This window comes from Pseudomonas bubulae (assembly GCF_037023725.1).
Lineage (GTDB): Bacteria > Pseudomonadota > Gammaproteobacteria > Pseudomonadales > Pseudomonadaceae > Aquipseudomonas > Aquipseudomonas bubulae.
In genome coordinates, this window is the sequence record NZ_CP146077.1 from 1,873,651 (window position 1) to 1,896,056 (window position 22,406).

Genomic DNA, 22,406 nt, shown 5'->3' on the forward strand with positions numbered 1-22,406 from the left:
AACACTCGGCGGCGCGGATCAGGACTTGCCTTTGTAGGCAGCCAGTTGGCCAAAGCCGGTTGGTGAGGTGTTGCTGGCGGTTTTTTCGCAGGTCCCTTTTGGGACGAGTTTCCAGGCATTGGCCTGATGATCGGTTTTGGCGGAGCCAGCACAGGTAGTGCCAGCGCCGGCGGCGCAATCGTTATGCCCTTTCATGGCAACCCCGAAGCACTTCTCCATGTCGTCGGCAGCCTGAGCGGGCAGGGCGGCAATACTCAGAGCCGACCCCAGAGCAAGAGCCAGGGCTGCGGCAGACAAGGTGCGGGTGGTTTGGTTTTTCATGGTGACTCTCCAGAAATTCCGGTAGCGATTGCTGCCGGGTTACCCAACTAGAGAGGCAAGGGGGGGCGTTGTTACAACTGATCTGAATTATTTTTATGTAGCCGATCGCAGCCTTTGCTCCTCGTCAGCGGCTACAGGAAAAACGTAAACCTGTGGGAACGAGCCTGCTCGCGAACGACCTTCGCGAGCAGGCTCGCTCCCACAATAGGGCTAGATATACAACAGAGTTTCGACAGCTTATGCGTCGTTTAACAAGAAACGGCCCCGAAGGGCCGTTGTGTGTCGCAGGCAGGTTTAGCCGCCCAGGTAGGCGTCACGCACTTTCGGATCGTTGAGCAATTGCTCGCCAGTGCCTTGCATCACCACCCGGCCGTTTTCCAGCACATAGGCACGGTCAGCAATTTTCAGTGCCTGGTTGGCGTTCTGCTCCACCAGAAACACCGTTACACCCTCATTGCGCAGCTGTTCGATGATATCGAAAATCTGCTGAATGATGATCGGTGCCAACCCCAGTGATGGCTCATCAAGCAACAACAGCTTGGGTTTGCTCATCAACGCACGGCCAATGGCAAGCATTTGCTGTTCGCCACCGGACATGGTGCCACCGCGTTGGGTAAAGCGTTCCTTCAAGCGCGGGAACAGGTGCAGAACCTTGTCCATTTGCTCCTCGTATTCCCGTTTTTCGGTAAAGAACCCGCCCATGGCCAGGTTTTCTTCCACGGTCAAACGAGCAAATACCCGACGCCCTTCAGGTACAACGGCGATGCTTTTGCGCATGATCTGGGCCGAGCTCAACCCCACCAGTTCTTCACCCAGGTAGCGAATGCTGCCGCTATGAGCCTGAGGCGAGCCGCACAGGGTCATCATCAGGGTCGACTTGCCGGCACCGTTGGCGCCGATCAGGGTCACAATCTCACCCTGGCGCACCTCTACATTGACGCTGTGCAGGGCCTGGATCTTGCCGTAAAAGGTCGAAACGTTTTCGAATTGCAGCATTTTACGCTTCCCCCAAATAGGCTTTGATCACTTCAGGGTTGTCACGGATCTGTTCCGGCGTCCCGTCAGCCAAAGGCGTGCCCTGGTTGATCACCACGATATGGTCGGAAATGCTCATGACCAGTTTCATGTCGTGCTCGATCAACAGCACGGTGGCGTTGTGCTCATTGCGCAATACGCTGATCAGCGCCTTGAGGTCTTCGGTTTCCTTGGGGTTCAGACCTGCAGCCGGTTCGTCGAGCATCAGGATGCGCGGGCGCGTCATCATGCAACGGGCGATTTCCAGGCGTCGCTGCTGCCCGTAGGCCAGGGTGCCCGCCGGGCGGTTGGCGAACTCGGTCAGGTTGACCTTGTCGAGCCAGTACGCGGCGTAGTCCATGGCATCACGTTCGCTTTTGCGAAATGACGGGGTCTTGAACAGGCCCGACAGGAAGTTGGTGTTGAGGTGGCGATGCTGGGCAATCAGCAGGTTCTCAACCGCGGTCATGTCCTTGAACAGGCGCACGTTCTGGAAAGTGCGGACCACGCCTTTGCGCGCGATCTCATGACCCGGCAGGCCTTCGATCGACTCGCCATCGAGGACGATGCTGCCCGCAGACGGTTTGTAAAAACCGGTCAGGCAGTTGAATACGGTGGTCTTGCCGGCACCGTTAGGGCCGATCATCGACACCACCTGTTTTTCCTTGACGGTCAAGGCTACGCCGTTTACCGCCAACAGGCCGCCAAAGCGCATGCTCAGGCCGCTGACTTTCAGTAACTCGCGGCTCATTTTCGCAGCTCCAGGTGAGGACGTTGCATAGGCAGCAGACCTTGTGGACGCCAGATCATCATCAGCACCATCAGGGCTCCGAACAGCAACATGCGGTATTCGCTGAATTCACGCATCATTTCGGGCAGCAGGATCATGACCACGGCGGCCAGGATGACACCCAGTTGCGAGCCCATGCCGCCCAGTACCACGATGGCCAGGATGATCGCCGACTCAAGGAAGGTGAACGACTCAGGCGTTACCAGGCCCTGACGTGCGGCAAAGAAACTGCCAGCAAAACCCGCAAAGGTAGCGCCCAGTGTGAAGGCCGACAGCTTGATCACGGTCGGATTCAGGCCCAGTGCACGGCAGGCGATTTCGTCTTCACGCAGAGCTTCCCAAGCGCGGCCGATCGGCATGCGCAGCAGGCGGTTAATGACGAACAACACCAGCAGTACCAGCACCAGCGCGATCAGGTAGAGGAAAATTACCTTGTTGATCGAGTTGTAGGCGATGCCGAAGTACTCGTGAAAGGTTTGCATGCCCTCGGCGGCGGTTCTGTCGAAGCTCAGGCCGAACAACGTTGGTTTCGGGATGTTGCTGATACCGTTTGGCCCGCCGGTGATGTCCGTCAGGTTACGCAGGAACAGGCGGATGATTTCACCGAAGCCCAGCGTCACGATGGCCAGATAGTCTCCGCGCAAGCGCAACACCGGGAAACCCAGCAGGAAGCCAAAGGTAGCCGCCATCAATCCGGCCAAAGGCAGGCAGATCCAGAAGCTCAGCCCGAAGTAATGCGCGAGCAGGGCATAGGTATAGGCGCCTACGGCATAAAAGCCGACATAACCGAGGTCAAGCAGGCCAGCCAGGCCTACCACGATGTTCAGGCCCAGGCCGAGCATCACATAGATCAGGATCAGTGTGGCGATATCCACTGCACCACGAGAACCGTAGAACGGCCAGATCAATGCCACAACGACCAGACCGAGAATGATCCAGCGTTGAGTGCTGGGCAGGGTCAGGAAGTTGGTGGCCTTGGTGGGCACTTTCGGCAGGCTGGGGGAGTTTCTCCAGGCTGTGGTCAGTTGCTGGTTGAACAACACGCGCACAAACATCAGCAAGGAGCAGATCGCGATCACGCTCAGGGTAAAGGTGCTGGTGTTGTGAACTTCGATGTTGATCCCGACGATAGTCAGTTTCAGGCCGAGTACCGGGTAGGCGACGGCCCAGACCAACAGGGCGCTGAAGAGCGCCGACTTAAGATTCCTAGTCATACTTTTTCAATCTCCGGACGCCCCAGAATGCCGGTCGGACGGAACAGCAGCACCAGTACCAGCAAGCCAAAAGCCACAACGTCTTTGTACTGGTCGCCGAAAATATCGGCACCGAAGGCTTCAGCCACACCCAGCACCAGGCCACCGAGCATCGCGCCAGGAATGCTGCCAATGCCACCCAGTACCGCTGCGGTAAAGGCTTTGAGACCTACCAGGAAGCCCGCGTTGGGGTTGATCACGCCGTATTGCACGCTGATCAGCACCGCAGCAACAGCGGCCAGGGCAGCACCGATCACGAAGGTCAGCGCAATAACGTTGTTGGTGTTGATACCCAACAGGTTGGCCATCTTCATGTCTTCGGCGCAGGCGCGGCAGGCACGACCCATGCGGGAGCGTGAGATAAACAGGGTCAGGCCGAGCATGGCGAGGAAAGTGACAACGAAAACCACGATCTGCATGTAGGAGACAATAACTTCGCTGGCACCTCCAGGGCCAAAGGTGAAGCCGCCGGGGATCAGGTTGGGGATCGATTTGTCTTTGGAGTCTTGTGCCAGTAGCACGGTGTTTTGCAGGAAGATCGACATGCCGATGGCCGAAATCAGCGGGATCAGGCGGTTACTGCCACGCAATGGACGGTAGGCAACCCGTTCAATGCTGTAGCCGTAGGCGCTGGTGACCACGATGCTGGCGATAAACGCGGCAGTCAGCAGTAGCGGTACGCTGTCCAGACCCATCATGGTCAGGCCGGCGATGGCGATAAACGCAATATAGGAACCAATCATGTACACCTCGCCATGGGCGAAGTTGATCATTCCAATAATGCCGTAAACCATCGTATAGCCGATGGCGATCAGGGCATAGGTGCTGCCAACGTTGAGGCCGTTAACCAGCATTTGGAAGAAGTGATAGATGTCAGGCATTACAAAGCTCCTAAAAACCTGAGACGCATTTCACTGGTGGAGTCATTTTCCGGCCCGGGCCGTATGGGTTTTCACCCACTTGGAGCACAGGTCTTCTGCCAGCGAACCGCTGGTGACGGTTTTAAAGATTTTCAGGTGGGCAGGCTTTCGGATCACGAAAGCGCGGCCCCATTTCCATGAACCGCGGGCCTGTAAAACAAAACCCACCGCTTGAGCAGTGGGCTTGGTTTTCAGGTCAGGAACCGACCCTTACTGAGGGCTTACTTCAGTTTTCGGCTTGCCGAAGTGCCATTCGTAGACCACGAACTTGAAGTCTTCCACGTCACCCTTGGCGTCAAACTTCAGGTTACCGGTAGGCGTTTTGAACGTACCTTTGTGGATGGCTTCAGCGACTTTGGCCGGGTCTTCGCTTTTCGCCTGCTCGATACCGCCGGCAATCACTTCAACTGCGGCGTAGGCCGGGAACACGAATGGGCCGGTTGGGTCCTGCTTCTTGGCAGCGAAAGCATCAACCAGTGCCTTGTTTTCCGGATCGGCGTCGAACGCTTTTGGCAGGGTGACCAGCAGGCCTTCGGAAGCGCCCTGGGCGATTTGCGAGATGGACTCGTTGCCCACACCTTCAGGGCCCATGAACTTGGCGTTCAGGCCTTTTTCTTTGGCCTGGCGCAGGATCAGACCCAACTCAGGGTGGTAGCCGCCGTAGTAGACGAAGTCGACGTTGGCTTGCTTGAGCTTGGCGATGACCGAGGAATAGTCTTTTTCACCGGCGTTGACGCCTTCAAAGACAGCAACCTTGATGCCTTTGTCTTCGAGGGTCTTTTTAACGGCGCTGGCGATGCCTTCACCGTATTGTTGTTTGTCGTGCAATACCGCAACGACCTTGGGCTTGACGTGATCCGCGATGTAGTTACCGGCGGCAGGGCCCTGGGCGCTGTCCAGACCGATGGTGCGGAAGATCATCTTGTAGCCACGAGCGGTGATTTCCGGGCCGGTGGCGGCCGGGGTAATCATGATGATGCCTTCGTCTTCGTAAATGTCCGAAGCAGGCTGGGTGGAGCTGGAGCACAGGTGACCGACTACGTACTTGATACCGTCATTGACCACTTTGTTGGCAACGGCAACCGCTTGTTTCGGGTCGCAGGCGTCATCGTAGTCAACCGCTTCTAGTTTTTTGCCATCAACGCCGCCCTTGGCGTTGATTTGTTCGATGGCCATTTTTGCGCCAGCAAACTGCATGTCGCCGTACTGAGTCAGAGGCCCGGTTTTAGGGCCGGCAATACCGATCTTGATGGTGTCTGCGGCAAATGAATGGCTGGCGAACCCGGCCAAAACCATAGCGGCAAACAGTTTAGTAATCTGCTTCGTAGCCATCTTTATTGGTGCTCCACTCTTCTGTTGTAATTTTTATAGTCCTGGAAGCCAAGGCAGCCGGACCGGGTCTTCTTGTAGCGAAATTCCCGGTCAATTCCCCTTGCAACTGTACCGGTACAGTGTAGAGCGCCGCTTCAGCGCTTGAATAGCGTGCTGGCGAGGGAAAAAACAGAGAATGTCGCTTAAACGTAAGAAAAAGACAAAATGGCGGCGGATTCATCGGTTGATAGTTATCTGAATGTTGCCATATCAACCGGTTTGACCTTGGCCCTCAGCTCTTGCCACGTTTTATTACCTGTAAAGTCGGGTTTTTCTACCGGGTATGCGGCGTTATCATGACGCCGATTTTTTTCCCCGGTGAAACCCATGAATCAAGAACCTAGCACCCTCTATGCCAAGCTGCTTGGCGAGACCTCAACAATTGAATGGAAAGCGTTGCAACCCTTCTTCGCCAAAGGGGATTTGCTGTGGGTCGAACCCGCTCTGGACTTGATCGAGGCGGCGCAGGCCGTGACTCAGGATGATGCAGAGAAAGTCGCGGCCTGGATGGCATCCGGGCTGCTTGGCAGGATGACTGAGGCGCAGGCGCTAGACGTTCTTGAGCGCGACCCTCAGCTATGGGCAGTGGTGGTTTCACCTTGGGTGATGGTCCAGGAAAGGGCGCAAAATTAAACCTGCGCACCAAGCCGGCGCATTTATTTGCACCGCTGTGAAGAGCCCGGAGTGTGTAGCTCAGTAACCCGTCTTCACGTAGTGGCAATATGCCGTAGAGAAACGCCACAGTCGCCACTGTGGCGTTTTTTTGTGCCTGGGATCTGGCTGTACCGCTATTGGTTGGTAAGTACGAAGGTGGCGTGATCGGGAGCGGGCACAGGGCGCTTGTCGAGTTGTTGAAGAATCTCTGGCAGCGCCTCAAAGGGCACAGGCCGGCTGAGCAGATAGCCCTGGATAAAGTCGCAGCCGAACTGGTTGAGAAATTCGAACTGTTGGATGGTTTCAACCCCCTCGGTGACTACTTGCAGGTGCAGGGTATGGGCCATGAGGATAATGGCCTGAACGATCTCCATGTCCTGGCTGGAGGCCGGGATGTCTTGAATAAAAGTGCGATCAATTTTCAGGGTGTTAAGCGGCAGACGCTTTAGGTAGGCCAGGGACGAATACCCGGTACCGAAATCGTCAATGGACAGGGATACACCCAGCGCACGGATCTGTCGTAACAGTTGCGAGGTGCTGCTCAGGTTGCACATCAGGGCGTTTTCTGTGACTTCCAGCTCCAGCCGGTGTGCAGCAACGCCTGATGTGCGCAGGGCGTTTTCGATTTCGTCGGCCAACTCAACCCGTACCAGATTCAGCGCCGAACAGTTAACGGCTATGCCCAGGTGCTGCCAGCCCAGGCGGGAGAGGGCGGCGAGATCATGACAGGCTTTGCGCAACACCCAATGGTCGAGCCTGGCGATCAGCCCGTTGGCCTCGGCGATGCTGATAAAACGATCAGGGCCGAGCAGCCCGTGTTCGGGATGCTGCCAGCGTATCAGCGCCTCCAGTTTGGCGACCCGGCCACTCTTGAGGTCGAAGATGGGCTGGTAATGCAGGGACAGCCCCTTGTCCTCGTTAAGCGCGTTGCGCAGTTCCTCTTCGATTTGCAGCTCCAGCGAGGCTCGGGTTTTCAGGCTCGGGCTGAAAAAATTGAGGTTGTTACGCCCGCTGCCCTTGGACTGGTAGAGCGCCAGGTCGGCATGCTTGAGCAGTTCGGCACTGGTGGTGCCATCATCCGGGTACACACTGATGCCAATGCTGGTGGTCATGACCATTTGGCGACCTGACAGCTCAATGGGCTCTTTGAGCTTGAGCATGATGCGCTGGGCCATGCCTTGGGCTTCATCGCGCTGGCTCAGGCTGAACAGGATGCAGAACTCGTCTCCGCCAAAGCGTGCAACAACGTCATCGTGGCTGCGGGTAGCGAGCTTGATGCGGGTGGCGATTGTCTTGAGCAATTCGTCCCCGGCATCGTGACCCAGGCTGTCGTTGATGCGTTTGAAGTGGTCAATGTCGAGAAACATTACCGCAAGCCTGGTGTTTCTGGTGGCGCAGTCGATGAGTTTTTCAGCAAACAGCTGATTGAAGCCGCGACGGTTGATCAGATTGGTCAGCGGGTCGTAGTGGGCCACTTGCTGCAAGGATGCGCGCGCCTGGTCGAGCTGGCTGAGCAGGGCATTGACGCGGCGCAGGTCGTGCTCCTTGAGTTGTAGTTTCTTGTCGACAATCGTGGCGCTGATGCAACTGCCAATCAGCAACAGGGTGATCACGGCCAGCACAAGGCCCGGTTGCCAGTTATTGCTGCCTGCATCCGAATTGCCAGCCAGTGTATTGCCAATGAGCAAGTGAGTGCTGAGCAGGCCGCCAGCAGCAAGCATGCACAGGGCATATTTGAATAACTGATGGAGCAGGCGGCTGTTTGGGCGCCAGGCTGTAGTGTTGTCGAGGGTTTGCACAATAATCAGGGCAATCAGCAATGAGCCAAGCGCGATAACAACGCCGTAGCGAGCGTCGAGCGGGGAGTCAAAGGCCAGGATGCAGATGCTGTGCATCGCCCAGATGCCGATGGTCAGGCAAGCGACAGCTATCCATCGCCAAATGGTTCTTGCCGCAGTTTTTTCGGCATTGGCTGCGCGGTCGAGCAGATTCAGCGTGGCCACGCAGGCAGTACAGGCAACGAGCCAGGCGAGAAACAGCAGATAGGGGTTATAGCCGCCGATCAACAGCAGTTGCCCGTTTTCTGCGGATTCGGCCAAAAGTTGCAACCCCGGACTTTCCATTGCACGCCTCGGCGATCCAGATGCGCTAGTCGTTGGGTGCTAGCTTGAGATCGAGTATAGAAGCTGGATTGGCTGTGACAGGGGTGATGGCAAAATGATGGTTATCATTTTGTTATTAGGGCGGGGGTTTATAGTTAGTTACGTTAGATCGGGACTGTCAGAAATGTGGGAGCGGGCTTGCTCGCGATAGGATTAACGCGGTGATTCAGTTTCACCTCATTGATCCTATCGCGAGCAAGCTCGCTCCCACAGCTCATGGGTTTTAACCCGCTACCAGAACCCGAATGGCTTCAAGGCGCAGGGCGGCTTTTTCAAGCATGGCCAGGCTTTGTTCGCGCTGCTTGCGCAGGGCAATCAGTTCGCTCTCGCGCACGCTCGGGTTGACAGCCTGCAGGGCAGTCAGGCGGGCCAGTTCTTCTTCCGTGTCGGCTGCCAGACGGCGCTGGGCTTCGGCCACGCGTTCCGCATGACGTGGCGCGATTTTGGCTTCGCCTGCGTTGATTTTAGGCGTCAGTTGGTCGCGCTGGGCCTGAACGAACTTGTTGGCGCTGGCGCGGGGAACGCTTTCCAGCTGTTCGTTCAAGGTGTCAAAGGCCACGCGCGACGACAGGTCGTTGCCATTGGCATCGAGCAGGCAGCGCAGGGCGGCCGGCGGCAGGTAGCGGCCCAGTTGCAGGGAGCGCGGAGCAACCACTTCACTGACGTAAATCAGCTCGAGCAGGACGGTACCGGGCTTGAGGGCCTTGTTCTTGATCAGGGCGACGGCGGTGTTGCCCATCGAACCCGACAGCACCAGGTCCATGCCGCCTTGCACCATCGGGTGCTCCCAGGTGATGAACTGCATGTCTTCGCGCGACAGGGCCTGCTCGCGATCGTAGGTGATGGTCACGCCTTCGTCGTCACCCAGGGGGAAGCTGGCGTCGAGCATTTTTTCGCTGGGCTTGAGGATCAGCGCGTTTTCCGAGTGGTCTTCGCTGTCGATGCCAAAGGCGTTGAACAGGGTTTCCATGTAGATCGGCAGGGTGAACTGATCGTCTTGCTCAAGGATCGCCTCAACCAGTGCTTCACCTTCACCCGAACCACCGGAGTTAAGCTCCAGCAAACGGTCGCGGCCGGTGTGCAGCTCTTGCTCCAGACGCTCACGTTCAACCCGGGCTTCGTCGATCAGTGCTTGCCACTCTTGGTCGTCCCCAGCTTCCAGCAATGGCAGCAAACGAGGACCGAACTGGTGTTGCAGGGCGTTACCGGTCGGGCAGGTGTTGAGGAACGCGTTCAGCGCTTCGTGGTACCACTGGAACAGGCGCTGTTGCGGGCTGGTCTCAAGGTACGGTACGTGCAGCTCGATCACGTGCTTCTGGCCGATCCGGTCCAGACGGCCAATCCGCTGCTCCAGCAAATCCGGGTGGGATGGCAGGTCGAACAGCACCAGGTGGTGGGCAAACTGGAAGTTACGGCCTTCACTGCCGATTTCGGAACAGATCAACACCTGAGCGCCGAACTCTTCGTCAGCGAAGTAGGCCGCAGCGCGGTCACGCTCAAGAATGTTCATGCCTTCGTGGAAGACCGTTGCAGGAATACCGGAACGCACGCGCAGGGCGTCTTCCAGATCCATCGCGGTTTCGGCGTGGGCGCAGATCACCAGCACCTTGGTGCGCTTGAGCATTTTCAGGGTGTCGATCAGCCATTCGACCCGCGGGTCGAAGTTCCACCACCGCTCTTCATCGCTGGCGTCCGGCTGGGCCTGGAAGCTGACTTCAGGGTACAGCTCGGCGTGTTCGCCCAACGGCAGCTCAAGGTATTCGGCCGGGCACGGCAGCGGGTAGGCATGCAGTTTGCGCTCCGGGAAGCCCTGGATCGCGGCGCGGGTATTACGGAACAGCACGCGGCCGGTGCCGTGGCGGTCAAGCAGTTCGCGCACCAGGCGGGCGCTGGCCTCGGCATCGCCAGCATTGACGGCGGCCAGCAGGGTATCGCCTTCGGCGCCGAGGAAACCGTGGATGGTTTTATGGGCTTCAGGGGACAGGCTGCCTTTATCCAGCAGTTCCTGTACGGCCTGAGCCACCGGGCGGTAATTTTCGCTTTCGGCGCGGAAGGCGGCCAGGTCGTGGAAGCGGTTCGGGTCCAGCAGGCGCAAGCGCGCAAAGTGGCTGTCCTGGCCCAGTTGTTCCGGGGTTGCAGTGAGCAGCAGCACGCCCGGGATCACGCCGGCGAGTTGTTCAACCAGGCCGTACTCGGGGCTGACGTTGTCTTCGTGCCACACCAGGTGGTGAGCTTCGTCGACTACCAGCAGGTCCCAGTCGGCATCAAACAGCGCTGCCTGGGCCTTGGGATCGTCCACCAGCCATTCCAGGGCAACCAGGGCCAGCTGGCAGTCTTCGAACGGGTTGCTGGCGTCGCTTTCGATAAAGCGCTCTTCGTCGAACAACGCCACTTCAAGATTGAAGCGTCGACGCATCTCGACCAGCCATTGGTGCTGCAGGTTTTCCGGGACTACGATCAATACACGGTTGGCGCGGCCACTGAGCAGCTGGCGGTGGATCACCAGACCGGCTTCGATGGTTTTGCCCAGACCCACTTCGTCGGCCAGCAAAACCCGAGGGGCGATGCGGTCAGCGACTTCGCGGGCGATATGCAGTTGGTGCGCAATAGGTTGCGCACGTACGCCACCCAGGCCCCACAGCGGCGATTGCAGCTGGCGGCTGGTGTGTTCGAGGGTGTGGTAGCGCAGGGAGAACCAGGACAGCGGGTCGATTTGCCCGGCAAACAGACGGTCACTGGCCAGACGGAACTGGATAAAGTTCGACAGTTGGGTCTCTGGCAGGGTGACGGCTTCGTTTCGCTCGTTGAGGCCGTGGTAGACCATCAGGCCGTCAACGTCCTCAACTTCGCGCACGGTCATCTTCCAGCCTTCGAAGTGGATGATGGTGTCACCCGGCGAGAACCGTACGCGCGTGAGCGGTGCGTTGCGCAGCGAATATTGGCGGGTTTCGCCAGTGGCCGGATAGAGCACGGTCAGCAAGCGACCGTCCTGTGCCAGAACGGTGCCCAAACCTAGCTCTGCTTCGCTGTCACTAATCCAGCGTTGCCCCGGTTGATACTGCTGCGCCATGCTGCCTGACTCCCGCTTTGAAAAAGCCGAGTATATTAACGGATCAAGGGCCTCAGTCCAAAGGACTCTCAAAAAAAGCTGTCCGGTTTGCCAGGGTGTCAGCCCGGTTATCGACCAATGGTTCACGATTACCGGTTCGCGCAAATAGCCAGAAGACAGGAGAACAATCACCATGCTGCCGTCCATTTTGCCCCTTGGCGCAGTACCGGTTACCTCCGGACAGGATCCGGTTCGCCCGCGCCCGGACATTCCGCCTGTGGTGCCGGCCCAGGCCAGCTCCAGCGAAAGTGCCATTGACCTCAAGCACAGCGATGCCGACCAGGCCACTTTATTGTTGCGTGAGGAGCAACGGCGTCAGCAGGAACAGCGCCGCCGCGAATCCCGGGAGCAGGGGAGTACGCTCCCGCAGGTGGTTGACGAGGTGCCGGTTGAACCCTTGGCCGATGGCATGCAGCGCCAGGGTGTGTGGGTTGATATCAAGGTCTAGGTGGTTTTTTCTGGTCAGGGCCGAATGTGCATCGCATTATTGGCGTACTGAAACATACTGACAGTGGTCTGATTTGCTTATGAGCCAAGACACCAAGCTGGTTGACCTGGGCGCCGAGCGCGCCAAACGGGTACATGACCTCAATGAAAAGCGCCTGAACGAGGTGCGCAAGGCGTTCGAACAGGCAATGCCGTTGGCAAAAACGGCGAAAAAGCCGAAGAAAAAACCGAAAAAGCGCTGAACTGCCGCGTTTTCGATGATCTGCGTCAACTAACCCCCTCAACTGCCGGCTGGCCGTGGGTCACTATTGATCCCGGTCAAGTTGTGCGCCTGCGTGTCTGGTTAATCTAGCTTCAACAGACACACAAACAGAGCGCAGGAGGCCGTCATGTTTCTCGATAATGTGGTTATCGCCGGAGTACTTACTGTCGGCCTCATGGTTTTGTTTTTCGCCGGTCTGGGCATTTTTATCTGGAAAGACTCGCAGAAGCGCAAATAGCGCCGGGTCTTTCCATGGCATGAGCACGCAAGGCATTTTGGGCGACTTCGGTCGCCTATTTTTTTGCCTGTAATAAATGGGACTTGCCCGAATGCGGTGGGAGCGGGCTTGCTCGCGATGCAGGCAACGCGGTCTGTCAGGCAAACTGAGTCGATGCCATCGCGGGCAAGCCAGCTCCCACAGGGTCTGCATAATGACCGGGCATAAAAAAAGGTACGACCCGTGCGGGTCGTACCTTTTTTGTGCGGCGCGCTATCAGGCGAGGACTTTGGAAGCCAGCCAGAACAGCGTTGCAGACAGTGCAATGGTAGCCGGCAAGGTCAGCACCCAGGCCATCAGGATGGTTTTGATCGTACCGCCCTGCAGGCCGCTTTTGTTGGCGACCATGGTACCTGCCACGCCCGACGACAGAATGTGCGTCGTCGATACCGGGAGGGAGAAGATATTGGCCATGCCGATGGCGAAAGCCGTGGTGATTTGAGCGGCCATGCCCTGAGCATAGGTCATGCCCTGCTTGCCGATCTTCTCGCCGATGGTTTTAACCACACGCTTCCAGCCCACCATGGTGCCCAGACCCAGGGCCAGGGCTACAGCCAGGATCACCCAGAACGGTGCGTATTCGGTGGTGGCGGTCAGGTCTTTGCGCAGTTTCTCGAGGTCCGCTTTTTCGCGGGAATCAAGCACTGGCAATTTGCTGACTTTCTTCGCGGTGTCATCCAGGCAAAGCAGGTAGCGGCGGATCTCGATACGCTTTTCAGCCGGGATCGAGTGGTAGTCCGCTACACCTTTGAGCGAGCTCAACAGGGCTGCGATGGTCGGTTCGGTCTGCTGCGGATTGCAGCTGAACTGATCCGGCAGGTCGCCCTTGACGCTTTTGCCCAGGGCCAGGAACTCGGTCAGCGAAGCGTTGTTGCGCTCGTAGAACTGGCTCAGGTGCAAGGTGGCGTCGCGGGTGCGTTCGATCTGATAGGTGGTGCTGTTCAGATCCAGAACGAAAGCGCTTGGCACGATGCCGATCAATACCAGCATGATCAGGCCGATGCCTTTCTGGCCATCGTTGGAGCCGTGCACGAAACTGACTGCCATGGCCGAAATCACCAGCACCAGTCGGTTCCAGAACGGCGGGTGCTTCTTGTCATCCAGCTTGCGGCGCTGCTCAGGGGTCTTGTGCATCTTGGACCCCGGACGCCACCACTTCAGGCCGACCAGTACCAGGCCCGCTACCACGAAACCGGCGATTGGCGAGAACACCAGCGAGGCACCAATATCGATAGCCTTCTGCCAGTTAACCCCGTCACTCACCGGGATGCCGCTGATCAGGGCGTTGGCCAGGCCGACACCGAGGATCGAACCGATCAGGGTGTGTGAGCTTGAGGCAGGAATGCCGAAATACCAGGTGCCAAGGTTCCAGGTGATGGCCGCAGCGAGCAACGAGAACACCATGGCCAGGCCATGTCCGGTGTTTACGTTGACCAGCAGCTCAACCGGCAGCAGGTGGACGATGGCATAGGCCACGCCAACCCCGCCCAGCAACACGCCGAGGAAATTGAACACACCGGAAAAGAACACCGCCAGGTGAGGCGGCATGGCTTTGGTGTAGATGACAGTCGCTACCGCGTTTGCGGTGTCATGAAAGCCGTTGATGAACTCAAACGCGAGAACAAAGGCTAGGGCGAAGAAGAGGCTGATAAGAACCCAGGCGTCCAATCCGCTTAATAGATCGATCATGAAGGTTTTCTGACACGGTCATAAAGGGGGGCGGATTATGCCAGAAAACCCCGCTAATCAATGCACTAGCTGCCCGTTGGTAACATCTATAAATGAAAAAACCTGTAAGAATCCATCGCGAGCTGGCGTAGGCAATTCCCTTCAAGCCACTGATACCAAAGGCTATAGGGCTTTTCCAGGGGCATACGCACGCTGTGGCGCAGGTCTGATTTGGATAGATGAAATTTCTTAAATCAGAGGGGCCGACGCTGCTGGTTCAGGTTCTGATATAGCAAACAGCCATACCCGCTCATGCAAATGGCGAGCACGCAAGAGGCAGCAGGGGCTGTTCTGGTACGTTTTCAGGTGCGGGTCAGGGCTCTTCGGCCTTGAGCTCTTTTTCGATCTTCTGGATTTCTTGAGTGAACGCCTGGTCGAGCAGGCTGGCCCGTTTGCGCCAGGGTTTGCGTCCGGGCTCGGGTTTGGCCGCGTAGGTGGTCACTTCACCACCGTAAAGATCCTTGAATCGTTGTTCCTGTCGCTCAAGTTCTGCGCGCAGTTCGTCTTTTGTCACTGTCTTACCTAATTGAGTTGAGTTTGAACCTGGTGAATCACCGTGCAGGGAGGTTGATTCATATGACGAATGACAGGCAATAAGACAAAGGCCTATAAATAACGTCATGCTTACATACACCACGCTATGCACTCGGCCACGTCATTTACAGAAACATGAGCGTCGCCGTCTCAAGTGTTCACCCCCGGGTGAAACTACACACGATGCAATTGCCGGCAAGCTGCGCGTAGCAATCGAACGCAACGCTCTGGTTGGATCCAATCGGCTGTACGGGCTTGACCTTGTACTCTCAATAACTTGCGCGTTCTCAATAGCTGAGAAGTGCCTCTACTATCGCTGAATAACTTCCTGCGCGTCAACTTCCAGTCGTGACATGTGTTATGAATATTTGTGAATTAGCCTGCGCTTTGCACGCGTGACTCTATTTGATTCGCTGCCGGGTAGTTGGCCATCAAGTTGTTTAATGCCAGAGCTGAACTTGACCTGAATACATATTAATCAGACGTTTTCTATCATTGAGCGGACGCGCCTGATTGTAATAAAGCCCAGGTTAAAAAAATGTCATCCAACTAAAATGATTCAAGATCGTACAAAATCATGTGTACATTACCTCGCTGCAGCACTGATTGCGATTATCGACTAGCGGTTCGATAATCGCCCGGCATGCCATAACTATAAATAGCTGAAGCTGGGGGTTGGGAATGAATGATCGACTGCACAATGCCGTTGCCAGTATCGCGCCACCGATTGTGGCGTCGCCGGCCAAGCGTATTCAGGCGTTTACCGGTGATCCTGACTTCATGTCGTCGTTGGCCCGTGGCCTGGCGGTGGTGCAGGCGTTTCAGGAACGCAAGCGGCATCTGACCATCGCGCAGATCAGCCACCGCACGGAAATCCCCCGGGCGGCGGTGCGCCGTTGTTTGTACACCCTGATCAAGCTGGGCTATGCGACCACTGACGGGCGTACCTACTCCCTGTTGCCCAAAGTGTTGACGCTGGGCCATGCCTATCTGTCGTCCACGCCGCTGGCCGTGTCGGCTCAGCCTTATCTGGACCGCATGAGCGAGCAATTGCACGAGGCGTGCAACATGGCGACGCTCGAAGGCGATGACATCCTCTACATCGCCCGTTCGGCTACTACGCAGCGGCTGATTTCGGTTGATCTGTCGGTTGGCGGCCGCCTGCCCGCCTACTGCACTTCGATGGGGCGCATTCTGTTGGCGGCGCTGGACGACGTGACCCTGCACGAATACCTGGCCCACGGTGAGTTCCAGGCCAAGACCAGTCGTACCCTGCACACCCGCGAAGCACTGCTGGAGTGTTTGCAACTGGTGCGTGAGCAGGGCTGGTGTGTGGTCGACCAGGAACTGGAACAAGGCCTGCGTTCGATTGCCGTGCCGGTCTACGACGCTTCCGGGCAAGTGCTTGCCGCCCTGAATGTCAGCACCCACGCAGGAAGGGTCACACGCACGGAGCTGGAGCAGCGCTTTTTGCCGATCATGCTCAACGCCAGCCGCGAGCTGAGCACCCAGTTGTTTAGTTGATGGGTGAAAACTAAGCGTTCGATAAACGCACAGTTAAGCGTTTATCGAATTGCATGGCGGCAGTGGGCTGATTAATGTCGGCTCAGCGCTGCCTTGCCGGGCAGGCTAAATAATAATGAGAAGAGGCCAAACGCCATGACACTCCCCCTGACGCTGCCACTGCGCAGTCGCCCGCTGCCCTTCTGATCCCCCGATAACTATTAATGTGAGCCGCTGGCCCCTGGCCGGTTTTCGTTCGCCCTGGTTTTTGACCGGTATAAAAATAATGAATTCACCCCAGTCTTCTGTCGGCAACTGCCTCGATGTGCAGTCCTTTATCAACGCCCAACCCCTGTCGCGCTACCAGTGGCGCGTGGTGATCCTGTGTTTTCTGATTGTCTTCCTCGATGGCCTGGACACAGCGGCCATGGGCTTTATTGCGCCTGCCCTGTCCCAGGACTGGGGGATTGACCGCGCCAGCCTCGGTCCCGTGATGAGCGCCGCGCTGATCGGCATGGTGTTTGGTGCCCTGGGCTCTGGACCCTTGGCGGACCGTTTTGGCCGCAAGGTGGTGCTGGTGTCGGCGGTGCTGGTGTTTGGTGGCTTCAGTCTGGCCTCGGCCTACGCCAGCAACGTTGACCAACTGCTGGTACTGCGCTTTTTAACCGGGCTTGGCCTGGGGGCCGGCATGCCTAATGCCACTACCTTGCTTTCGGAATACACCCCCGAACGCCACAAGTCTTTGCTGGTAACCAGCATGTTTTGCGGCTTTAACCTCGGCATGGCGGGCGGCGGGTTTGTCTCTGCCAAGTTGATCCCGATGTATGGCTGGCACAGCCTGTTGTTGATTGGCGGCGTGCTGCCGCTGATTCTTGCCGTGGTATTGCTGTTCTGGTTACCGGAGTCGGCGCGCTACCTGGTGGTGCGCAACCGCAGTGTTGAGCGTATTCGCAAGACCCTTGCCCCGATCGACCCTGCCCAGGTGGCCCAGGCGTCAAGCTTCAGCGTGCCGGAGCAGAATACCGTCAAGGCGCGCAACGTCTTTGCAGTGATCTTTTCCGGCACTTACAGCACCGGCACCCTGTTGCTGTGGCTCACCTACTTTATGGGGCTGGTGATCGTTTATCTGTTGACCAGCTGGCTGCCGACGCTGATGCGTGACAGCGGCGCAAGCATGGAGCAGGCGGCATTTATTGGCGCTCTGTTCCAGTTCGGCGGGGTGTTGAGTGCAGTGGGGGTGGGTTGGGCGATGGACCGGTTCAACCCGCACAAAGTGATCGGCATTTTCTACCTGCTGGCCGGGGTGTTTGCCTACGCGGTTGGTCAGAGCCTGGGCAATATCACCGTGCTGGCAACTCTGGTGCTGGTGGCCGGTATGTGCGTCAACGGTGCGCAATCGGCGATGCCGTCGCTGGCCGCACGTTTTTATCCGACCCAGGGGCGGGCCACCGGTGTGTCATGGATGCTCGGCATCGGCCGCTTCGGCGCCATTCTGGGGGCGTGGATGGGCGCGACCCTGCTGGGTCTGGGCTGGAACTTCGAGCAGGTGCTGACCGCGCTGGTGATTCCGGCTGCCCTGGCAACCACGGCAGTGCTTATCAAAGGCATGGTCAGCCACGCTGATGCAACCTGATAGGCAGCCTGCTAACTATGTGTTCGATTAGCGAACACATAGTCGATTATCGGATTGTTTGGGCCAAAGCCGCGGCTTAATCTGCTGAGCATCCGGTGTCGCCCTGGCGCACCTTCTTCAACCGCAGTGGCCTACAAAAAACGGGAGCTACCCCAGATGGCAGACATCATTTCGTTACACGACGCGGTGAAACAATTTGTGAGCGATGGTGACACCGTTGCCCTTGAAGGTTTCACCCACCTGATCCCGACTGCAGCGGGTCATGAAATCATCCGTCAGGGCAAGAAAGACCTGACTCTGGTGCGGATGACGCCTGATCTGGTGTACGACCAGTTGATCGGTGCCGGTTGTGCACGAAAGTTGATCTTTTCCTGGGGTGGCAACCCTGGCGTTGGTTCCCTGCACCGTTTGCGCGATGCCGTCGAGAAACAGTGGCCACAGCCGCTGGAAATCGAAGAGCACAGCCACGCCGACCTGGCCAATGCCTACGTTGCGGGTGCCTCGGGCCTGCCATTTGCGGTGCTGCGTGCATACGCAGGGTCTGATTTACCCAAGGTCAACCCGCTGATCAAGACCGTCACTTGCCCGTTTACTGGCGAAGTACTGGCCGCAGTACCGGCGGTGCGCCCGGATGTCACGGTGATTCACGCGCAAAAGGCCGACCGCAAGGGCAACGTGCTGCTGTGGGGCATCCTGGGGGTGCAGAAAGAAGCGGCCCTGGCGGCCAAGCGCTGCATCGTCACCGTTGAAGAAATCGTCGACGACCTGCAAGCGCCAATGAATGCCTGCGTCCTGCCAACCTGGGCCTTGAGCGCAGTGTGTCATGTGCCGGGTGGGGCGCACCCTTCCTACGCTCATGGTTATACCGAGCGCGATAACCGTTTCTATCAAGCGTGGGACCCGATTGCCCGCGACCGTGAGACCTTTACTGCCTGGATCAATGAATACATCCACGGCACTGCGAATTTCAGTGAGTTCCAGGCCAAGCTGGCCCGCGCTTCGGAGGCTAAATAATGACCTACACCACCAATGAAATGATGACCGTTGCGGCGGCCCGCCGTTTGAAAAACGGTTCGGTGTGTTTTGTCGGCATTGGCTTGCCTTCCAAGGCGGCTAACCTGGCGCGTCTGACCTCGTCTCCGGATGTGGTGCTGATCTACGAGTCCGGCCCGATTGGGGCCAAGCCTGATGTGTTGCCGCTGTCGATTGGTGACGGTGAACTGGCCGAAACGGCTGACACCGTAGTCTCCACCAGTGAAATCTTCCGTTACTGGCTGCAGGGCGGTCGGGTCGATGTCGGCTTTTTGGGCGCAGCCCAGGTCGACCGTTTCGGCAATATCAACACCACAGTGGTCGGTGACTACCACCAGCCAAAAGTTCGCCTGCCAGGTGCCGGTGGCGCGCCGGAAATCGCCGGTTCGGCGAAAAGCGTGCTGATCATCCTCAAGCAGTCGGCCCGCTCTTTTGTCGACAAACTGGACTTCATCACCTCGGTGGGCCACGGTGAAGGCGGCGACTCGCGCAAGCGTCTGGGCCTCCCGGGTGCCGGGCCGGTGGGCATCATTACCGATCTGTGCACCATGGAACCTGAAGAACAGACCAACGAATTTGTGGTCACTGCCCTGCATCCGGGCGTGACCCGCGAGCAAGTCATTGCTGCCACCGGCTGGGCCATTCGCTTTGCCGATAATGTGGCGCAAACAGCGGCCCCGACCGACGTCGAACTCAGCGCCTTGCGTGACCTGGAAGCGCGCACCGCACTGGCCCACGGTCAGGCTCCGGGAGAAGCATGATGCGCGAAGTCTTTATCTGTGACGCGATTCGTACCCCTATCGGCCGTTTTGGCGGTGGCCTGGCAGGCATGCGCGCCGATGATCTGGCGGCAGCGCCGATCAAGGCGCTGATCGAACGCAACCCGAATGTGAACTGGAACGAAGTCGACGAAGTTTTTTTCGGCTGCGCCAACCAGGCCGGTGAAGACAACCGCAACGTGGCGCGCATGGCCGCGTTGCTGGCCGGGCTGTCGGACACCATTCCCGGCGTGACCCTCAACCGCCTGTGTGCCTCGGGTATGGATGCCATCGGCACGGCGTTCCGCGCCATTGCCAGCGGCGAGATGGAGCTGGCGATTGCCGGTGGCGTCGAGTCCATGTCGCGGGCGCCGTTTGTGATGGGCAAGGCCGATGCCGCGTTCTCGCGCAACATGAAACTGGAGGACACCACCATTGGCTGGCGCTTTATCAACCCGCTGATGAAAGCCCAATACGGTGTCGACCCGATGCCACAGACGGCGGACAACGTGGCCGACGAGTACAAGATTTCCCGCGCCGATCAGGACGCTTTCGCCCTGCGCAGCCAGCAACGGACTGCTGCTGCCCAGGCCGCAGGCTACTTTGCCGAAGAAATCGTGCCGGTGCGTATTGCCCATAAAAAAGGTGAGACGGTGGTTGAGCACGACGAGCATCCGCGTGCCGATACCAGCCTGGAAACCCTGGGCAAACTCAAGCCGGTCAACGGCCCGGACAAGACCGTCACTGCGGGCAATGCCTCGGGGGTCAACGATGGCGCCGCGGCGATGATCCTGGCATCGGCCGAGGCGGTCAAACGCCATGGCCTTACCGCTCGCGGTCGGGTTCTGGGCATGGCCAGCGCCGGTGTTGCGCCCCGTGTAATGGGCATTGGCCCGGTACCGGCGGTGCGTAAGCTGGTGGAGCGCCTGGGGTTGGCGGTGAGTGATTTTGACGTGATCGAACTCAACGAAGCCTTCGCCAGCCAGGGCCTGGCCGTTTTACGCGAGCTGGGCCTGGCTGACGATGCGCCGCAGGTAAACCCCAATGGCGGGGCAATTGCCCTGGGTCACCCCCTGGGCATGAGCGGTGCTCGCATCGTCATGACCGCCTTGCATCAGCTGGAAAAAACCGGTGGCAAGAAAGGCCTGGCGACCATGTGCGTGGGCGTTGGGCAGGGTCTGGCATTGGCTATTGAACGGGTCTGATAGCGCTCAATACTGCCTCTGTGGGAGCGAGCCCGCTCGCTCCCACGGCCTCAGTCGTTCGGCTTATTGCGGTGATGGCGCGAGATGTTGCAATGTGTGTCTGATTGCAACTAAAACCTGATGAGTAAATAAAGATGACAACAGCAACTCACTACACAGGAGAGGAGCGCAAAAAAAGGATTTTTGCGATTGTCGGTGCATCCTCCGGCAACCTGGTCGAATGGTTCGACTTTTACGTTTACGCCTTCTGTGCGATCTACTTCGCTCCCGCTTTCTTCCCCTCCGATGACCCTACGGTGCAGTTGCTGAACACGGCCGGTGTGTTTGCGGCGGGTTTTTTGATGCGCCCCATAGGTGGCTGGCTGTTTGGCCGGGTGGCTGACAAGCACGGGCGAAAGAATTCCATGATGATCTCGGTGCTGATGATGTGCGCCGGCTCACTGGTTATTGCCTTCTTGCCGACCTATGCCTCGATCGGCGCCTGGGCCCCGGCCTTGTTGCTGATGGCACGGCTGTTCCAGGGCCTGTCGGTAGGGGGTGAATACGGCACCACTGCGACCTATATGAGTGAAGTGGCACTCAAGGGCCAGCGCGGCTTCTTTGCTTCCTTCCAGTATGTAACGCTGATCGGCGGGCAACTGCTGGCGGTGCTGGTGGTGGTGATTCTTCAGCAGTTTCTGTCAGAAGACGAACTGCGGGCCTGGGGCTGGCGCATCCCCTTTGTGATCGGAGCCATTGCGGCGCTGATTTCGTTGTTGCTGCGTCGCACCCTGAAAGAAACCACCAGCGCCGAAACCCGCCAGGACAAGGACGCCGGTAGTGTTAGGGCGTTGTTCCGTGACCATAAAGCGGCGTTTATTACCGTGCTGGGTTACACCGCAGGCGGCTCGCTGATTTTCTACACCTTTACCACCTACATGCAGAAATACCTGGTCAACACCGCCGGTATGCACGCCAAGACCGCCAGTTACATCATGACCGGGGCGCTGTTCCTTTATATGTGCATGCAGCCGCTGTTCGGCATGCTGGCGGACAAGATCGGCCGGCGTAACAACATGCTCTGGTTTGGTGCGCTGGGTACGCTGTGTACCGTGCCGATCCTGTTGACCCTGAAAACCATCAGCAGTCCCTTCCTGGCCTTTGTCCTGATTACCCTGGCGCTGGCGATTGTCAGCTTCTACACCTCGATCAGCGGCCTGGTCAAAGCCGAGATGTTCCCGCCGCAGGTACGGGCGCTGGGTGTTGGCCTGGCCTATGCCGTGGCTAACGCCATCTTTGGTGGTTCTGCGGAATACGTGGCACTGGGCCTCAAGTCCATGGGCATGGAAAACAGCTTCTACTGGTATGTGACGGTGATGATGGCCATCGCGTTCCTGTTCAGCTTCCGTTTGCCCAAGCAGCCCAAGTACCTGCACCACGATTTGTGATGTGCC

At 58.0% G+C, this 22,406-nt stretch carries 20 protein-coding genes; 10 read left to right on the top strand and 10 right to left on the bottom strand.

From position 1 onward, the window contains the following. Positions 1-18: 18 nt before the first annotated feature. The 6 genes from V6L81_RS08710 to V6L81_RS08735 form a co-directional block, all read right to left on the bottom strand. Positions 19-321 carry a DUF2282 domain-containing protein gene (locus tag V6L81_RS08710; RefSeq protein WP_095002991.1) on the bottom strand — a complete coding sequence of 101 codons (303 nt, stop codon included), beginning with the start codon at positions 319-321 and terminating at the stop codon, positions 19-21. A gap of 294 nt (positions 322-615) precedes the next feature. Then, complete coding sequence (locus V6L81_RS08715; RefSeq protein WP_095002992.1) at positions 616-1,317, bottom strand: ABC transporter ATP-binding protein; 702 nt, start codon at positions 1,315-1,317, stop codon at positions 616-618. Position 1,318: 1 nt separating this feature from the next. Then, positions 1,319-2,086 (bottom strand): high-affinity branched-chain amino acid ABC transporter ATP-binding protein LivG, encoded by a 768-nt coding sequence (gene livG, locus V6L81_RS08720; RefSeq protein WP_095002993.1) that lies wholly within the window; start codon positions 2,084-2,086, stop codon positions 1,319-1,321. Next, positions 2,083-3,339 (bottom strand): high-affinity branched-chain amino acid ABC transporter permease LivM, encoded by a 1,257-nt coding sequence (locus V6L81_RS08725; protein ID WP_095002994.1) that lies wholly within the window; start codon positions 3,337-3,339, stop codon positions 2,083-2,085. Before V6L81_RS08725 ends, livG begins: the two co-directional genes overlap by 4 nt. Next, on the bottom strand, positions 3,336-4,259 hold the full coding sequence (gene livH, locus V6L81_RS08730; RefSeq protein ID WP_016779736.1) for a high-affinity branched-chain amino acid ABC transporter permease LivH: 924 nt from the start codon (positions 4,257-4,259) through the stop codon (positions 3,336-3,338). The genes V6L81_RS08725 and livH overlap by 4 nt, the downstream gene beginning before the upstream one ends. A gap of 249 nt (positions 4,260-4,508) precedes the next feature. Continuing rightward, the gene (locus V6L81_RS08735) at positions 4,509-5,636 is read right to left on the bottom strand and encodes a branched-chain amino acid ABC transporter substrate-binding protein (RefSeq protein WP_095002995.1); all 1,128 of its coding nucleotides are present in this window, start codon (positions 5,634-5,636) and stop codon (positions 4,509-4,511) included. 360 nt (positions 5,637-5,996) lie between these two features. Between V6L81_RS08735 and V6L81_RS08740 the strand changes: the two genes are divergently transcribed. Continuing rightward, positions 5,997-6,302 carry a DUF2288 domain-containing protein gene (locus V6L81_RS08740; RefSeq protein ID WP_095002996.1) on the top strand — a complete coding sequence of 102 codons (306 nt, stop codon included), beginning with the start codon at positions 5,997-5,999 and terminating at the stop codon, positions 6,300-6,302. A gap of 155 nt (positions 6,303-6,457) precedes the next feature. Here V6L81_RS08740 and V6L81_RS08745 read toward each other — a convergent pair whose 3' ends face one another. Both V6L81_RS08745 and rapA read right to left on the bottom strand, forming a co-directional pair. Beyond that, complete coding sequence (locus tag V6L81_RS08745) at positions 6,458-8,446, bottom strand: EAL domain-containing protein (protein ID WP_338660621.1); 1,989 nt, start codon at positions 8,444-8,446, stop codon at positions 6,458-6,460. Between the two features lie 262 nt (positions 8,447-8,708). Then, positions 8,709-11,555 carry an RNA polymerase-associated protein RapA gene (rapA, locus tag V6L81_RS08750; protein WP_218723711.1) on the bottom strand — a complete coding sequence of 949 codons (2,847 nt, stop codon included), beginning with the start codon at positions 11,553-11,555 and terminating at the stop codon, positions 8,709-8,711. Positions 11,556-11,727: 172 nt separating this feature from the next. On the opposite strand from rapA, the gene V6L81_RS08755 reads away from it, so the two are divergent. The 3 genes from V6L81_RS08755 (at position 11,728) to ccoM (ending at position 12,541) form a co-directional block, all read left to right on the top strand. Continuing rightward, on the top strand, positions 11,728-12,042 hold the full coding sequence (locus tag V6L81_RS08755; protein ID WP_095002999.1) for an aspartate-semialdehyde dehydrogenase: 315 nt from the start codon (positions 11,728-11,730) through the stop codon (positions 12,040-12,042). A 79-nt stretch (positions 12,043-12,121) separates the two neighbouring features. Further along, complete coding sequence (locus tag V6L81_RS08760) at positions 12,122-12,283, top strand: hypothetical protein (protein WP_095003000.1); 162 nt, start codon at positions 12,122-12,124, stop codon at positions 12,281-12,283. 147 nt (positions 12,284-12,430) lie between these two features. Then, positions 12,431-12,541 (top strand): cytochrome c oxidase subunit CcoM, encoded by a 111-nt coding sequence (gene ccoM, locus V6L81_RS08765; protein WP_016779744.1) that lies wholly within the window; start codon positions 12,431-12,433, stop codon positions 12,539-12,541. A 255-nt stretch (positions 12,542-12,796) separates the two neighbouring features. On the opposite strand, the gene V6L81_RS08770 is transcribed toward ccoM, so the two are convergent. Together V6L81_RS08770 and V6L81_RS08775 are read right to left on the bottom strand one after the other, a co-directional pair. Further along, positions 12,797-14,269: an inorganic phosphate transporter gene (locus tag V6L81_RS08770; protein ID WP_095003001.1), complete on the bottom strand. Its 1,473-nt coding sequence runs from the start codon at positions 14,267-14,269 to the stop codon at positions 12,797-12,799. Between the two features lie 352 nt (positions 14,270-14,621). Beyond that, positions 14,622-14,822 (bottom strand): hypothetical protein, encoded by a 201-nt coding sequence (locus tag V6L81_RS08775; protein WP_095003002.1) that lies wholly within the window; start codon positions 14,820-14,822, stop codon positions 14,622-14,624. A 701-nt stretch (positions 14,823-15,523) separates the two neighbouring features. On the opposite strand from V6L81_RS08775, the gene pcaR reads away from it, so the two are divergent. The 6 genes from pcaR (at position 15,524) to V6L81_RS08805 (ending at position 22,400) form a co-directional block, all read left to right on the top strand. Continuing rightward, the gene (pcaR, locus tag V6L81_RS08780) at positions 15,524-16,366 is read left to right on the top strand and encodes a pca regulon transcriptional regulator PcaR (protein WP_095003003.1); all 843 of its coding nucleotides are present in this window, start codon (positions 15,524-15,526) and stop codon (positions 16,364-16,366) included. A gap of 265 nt (positions 16,367-16,631) precedes the next feature. Further along, positions 16,632-17,978, top strand: coding sequence for an MFS transporter (locus V6L81_RS08785; protein ID WP_095003004.1), 1,347 nt, complete (start codon positions 16,632-16,634; stop codon positions 17,976-17,978). Positions 17,979-18,134: 156 nt separating this feature from the next. Further along, positions 18,135-18,992 carry a CoA transferase subunit A gene (locus V6L81_RS08790; RefSeq protein ID WP_088379144.1) on the top strand — a complete coding sequence of 286 codons (858 nt, stop codon included), beginning with the start codon at positions 18,135-18,137 and terminating at the stop codon, positions 18,990-18,992. Then, the gene (locus tag V6L81_RS08795; RefSeq protein WP_169916892.1) at positions 18,989-19,771 is read left to right on the top strand and encodes a CoA-transferase subunit beta; all 783 of its coding nucleotides are present in this window, start codon (positions 18,989-18,991) and stop codon (positions 19,769-19,771) included. Before V6L81_RS08790 ends, V6L81_RS08795 begins: the two co-directional genes overlap by 4 nt. Continuing rightward, the gene (gene pcaF / locus V6L81_RS08800; RefSeq protein WP_170943755.1) at positions 19,768-20,973 is read left to right on the top strand and encodes a 3-oxoadipyl-CoA thiolase; all 1,206 of its coding nucleotides are present in this window, start codon (positions 19,768-19,770) and stop codon (positions 20,971-20,973) included. The genes V6L81_RS08795 and pcaF overlap by 4 nt, the downstream gene beginning before the upstream one ends. Positions 20,974-21,107: 134 nt before the next feature. Then, a complete protein-coding gene (locus V6L81_RS08805; protein WP_016779752.1) occupies positions 21,108-22,400 on the top strand; it encodes an MFS family transporter in 1,293 nt (430 codons plus the stop codon). Positions 22,401-22,406: the final 6 nt, after the last annotated feature.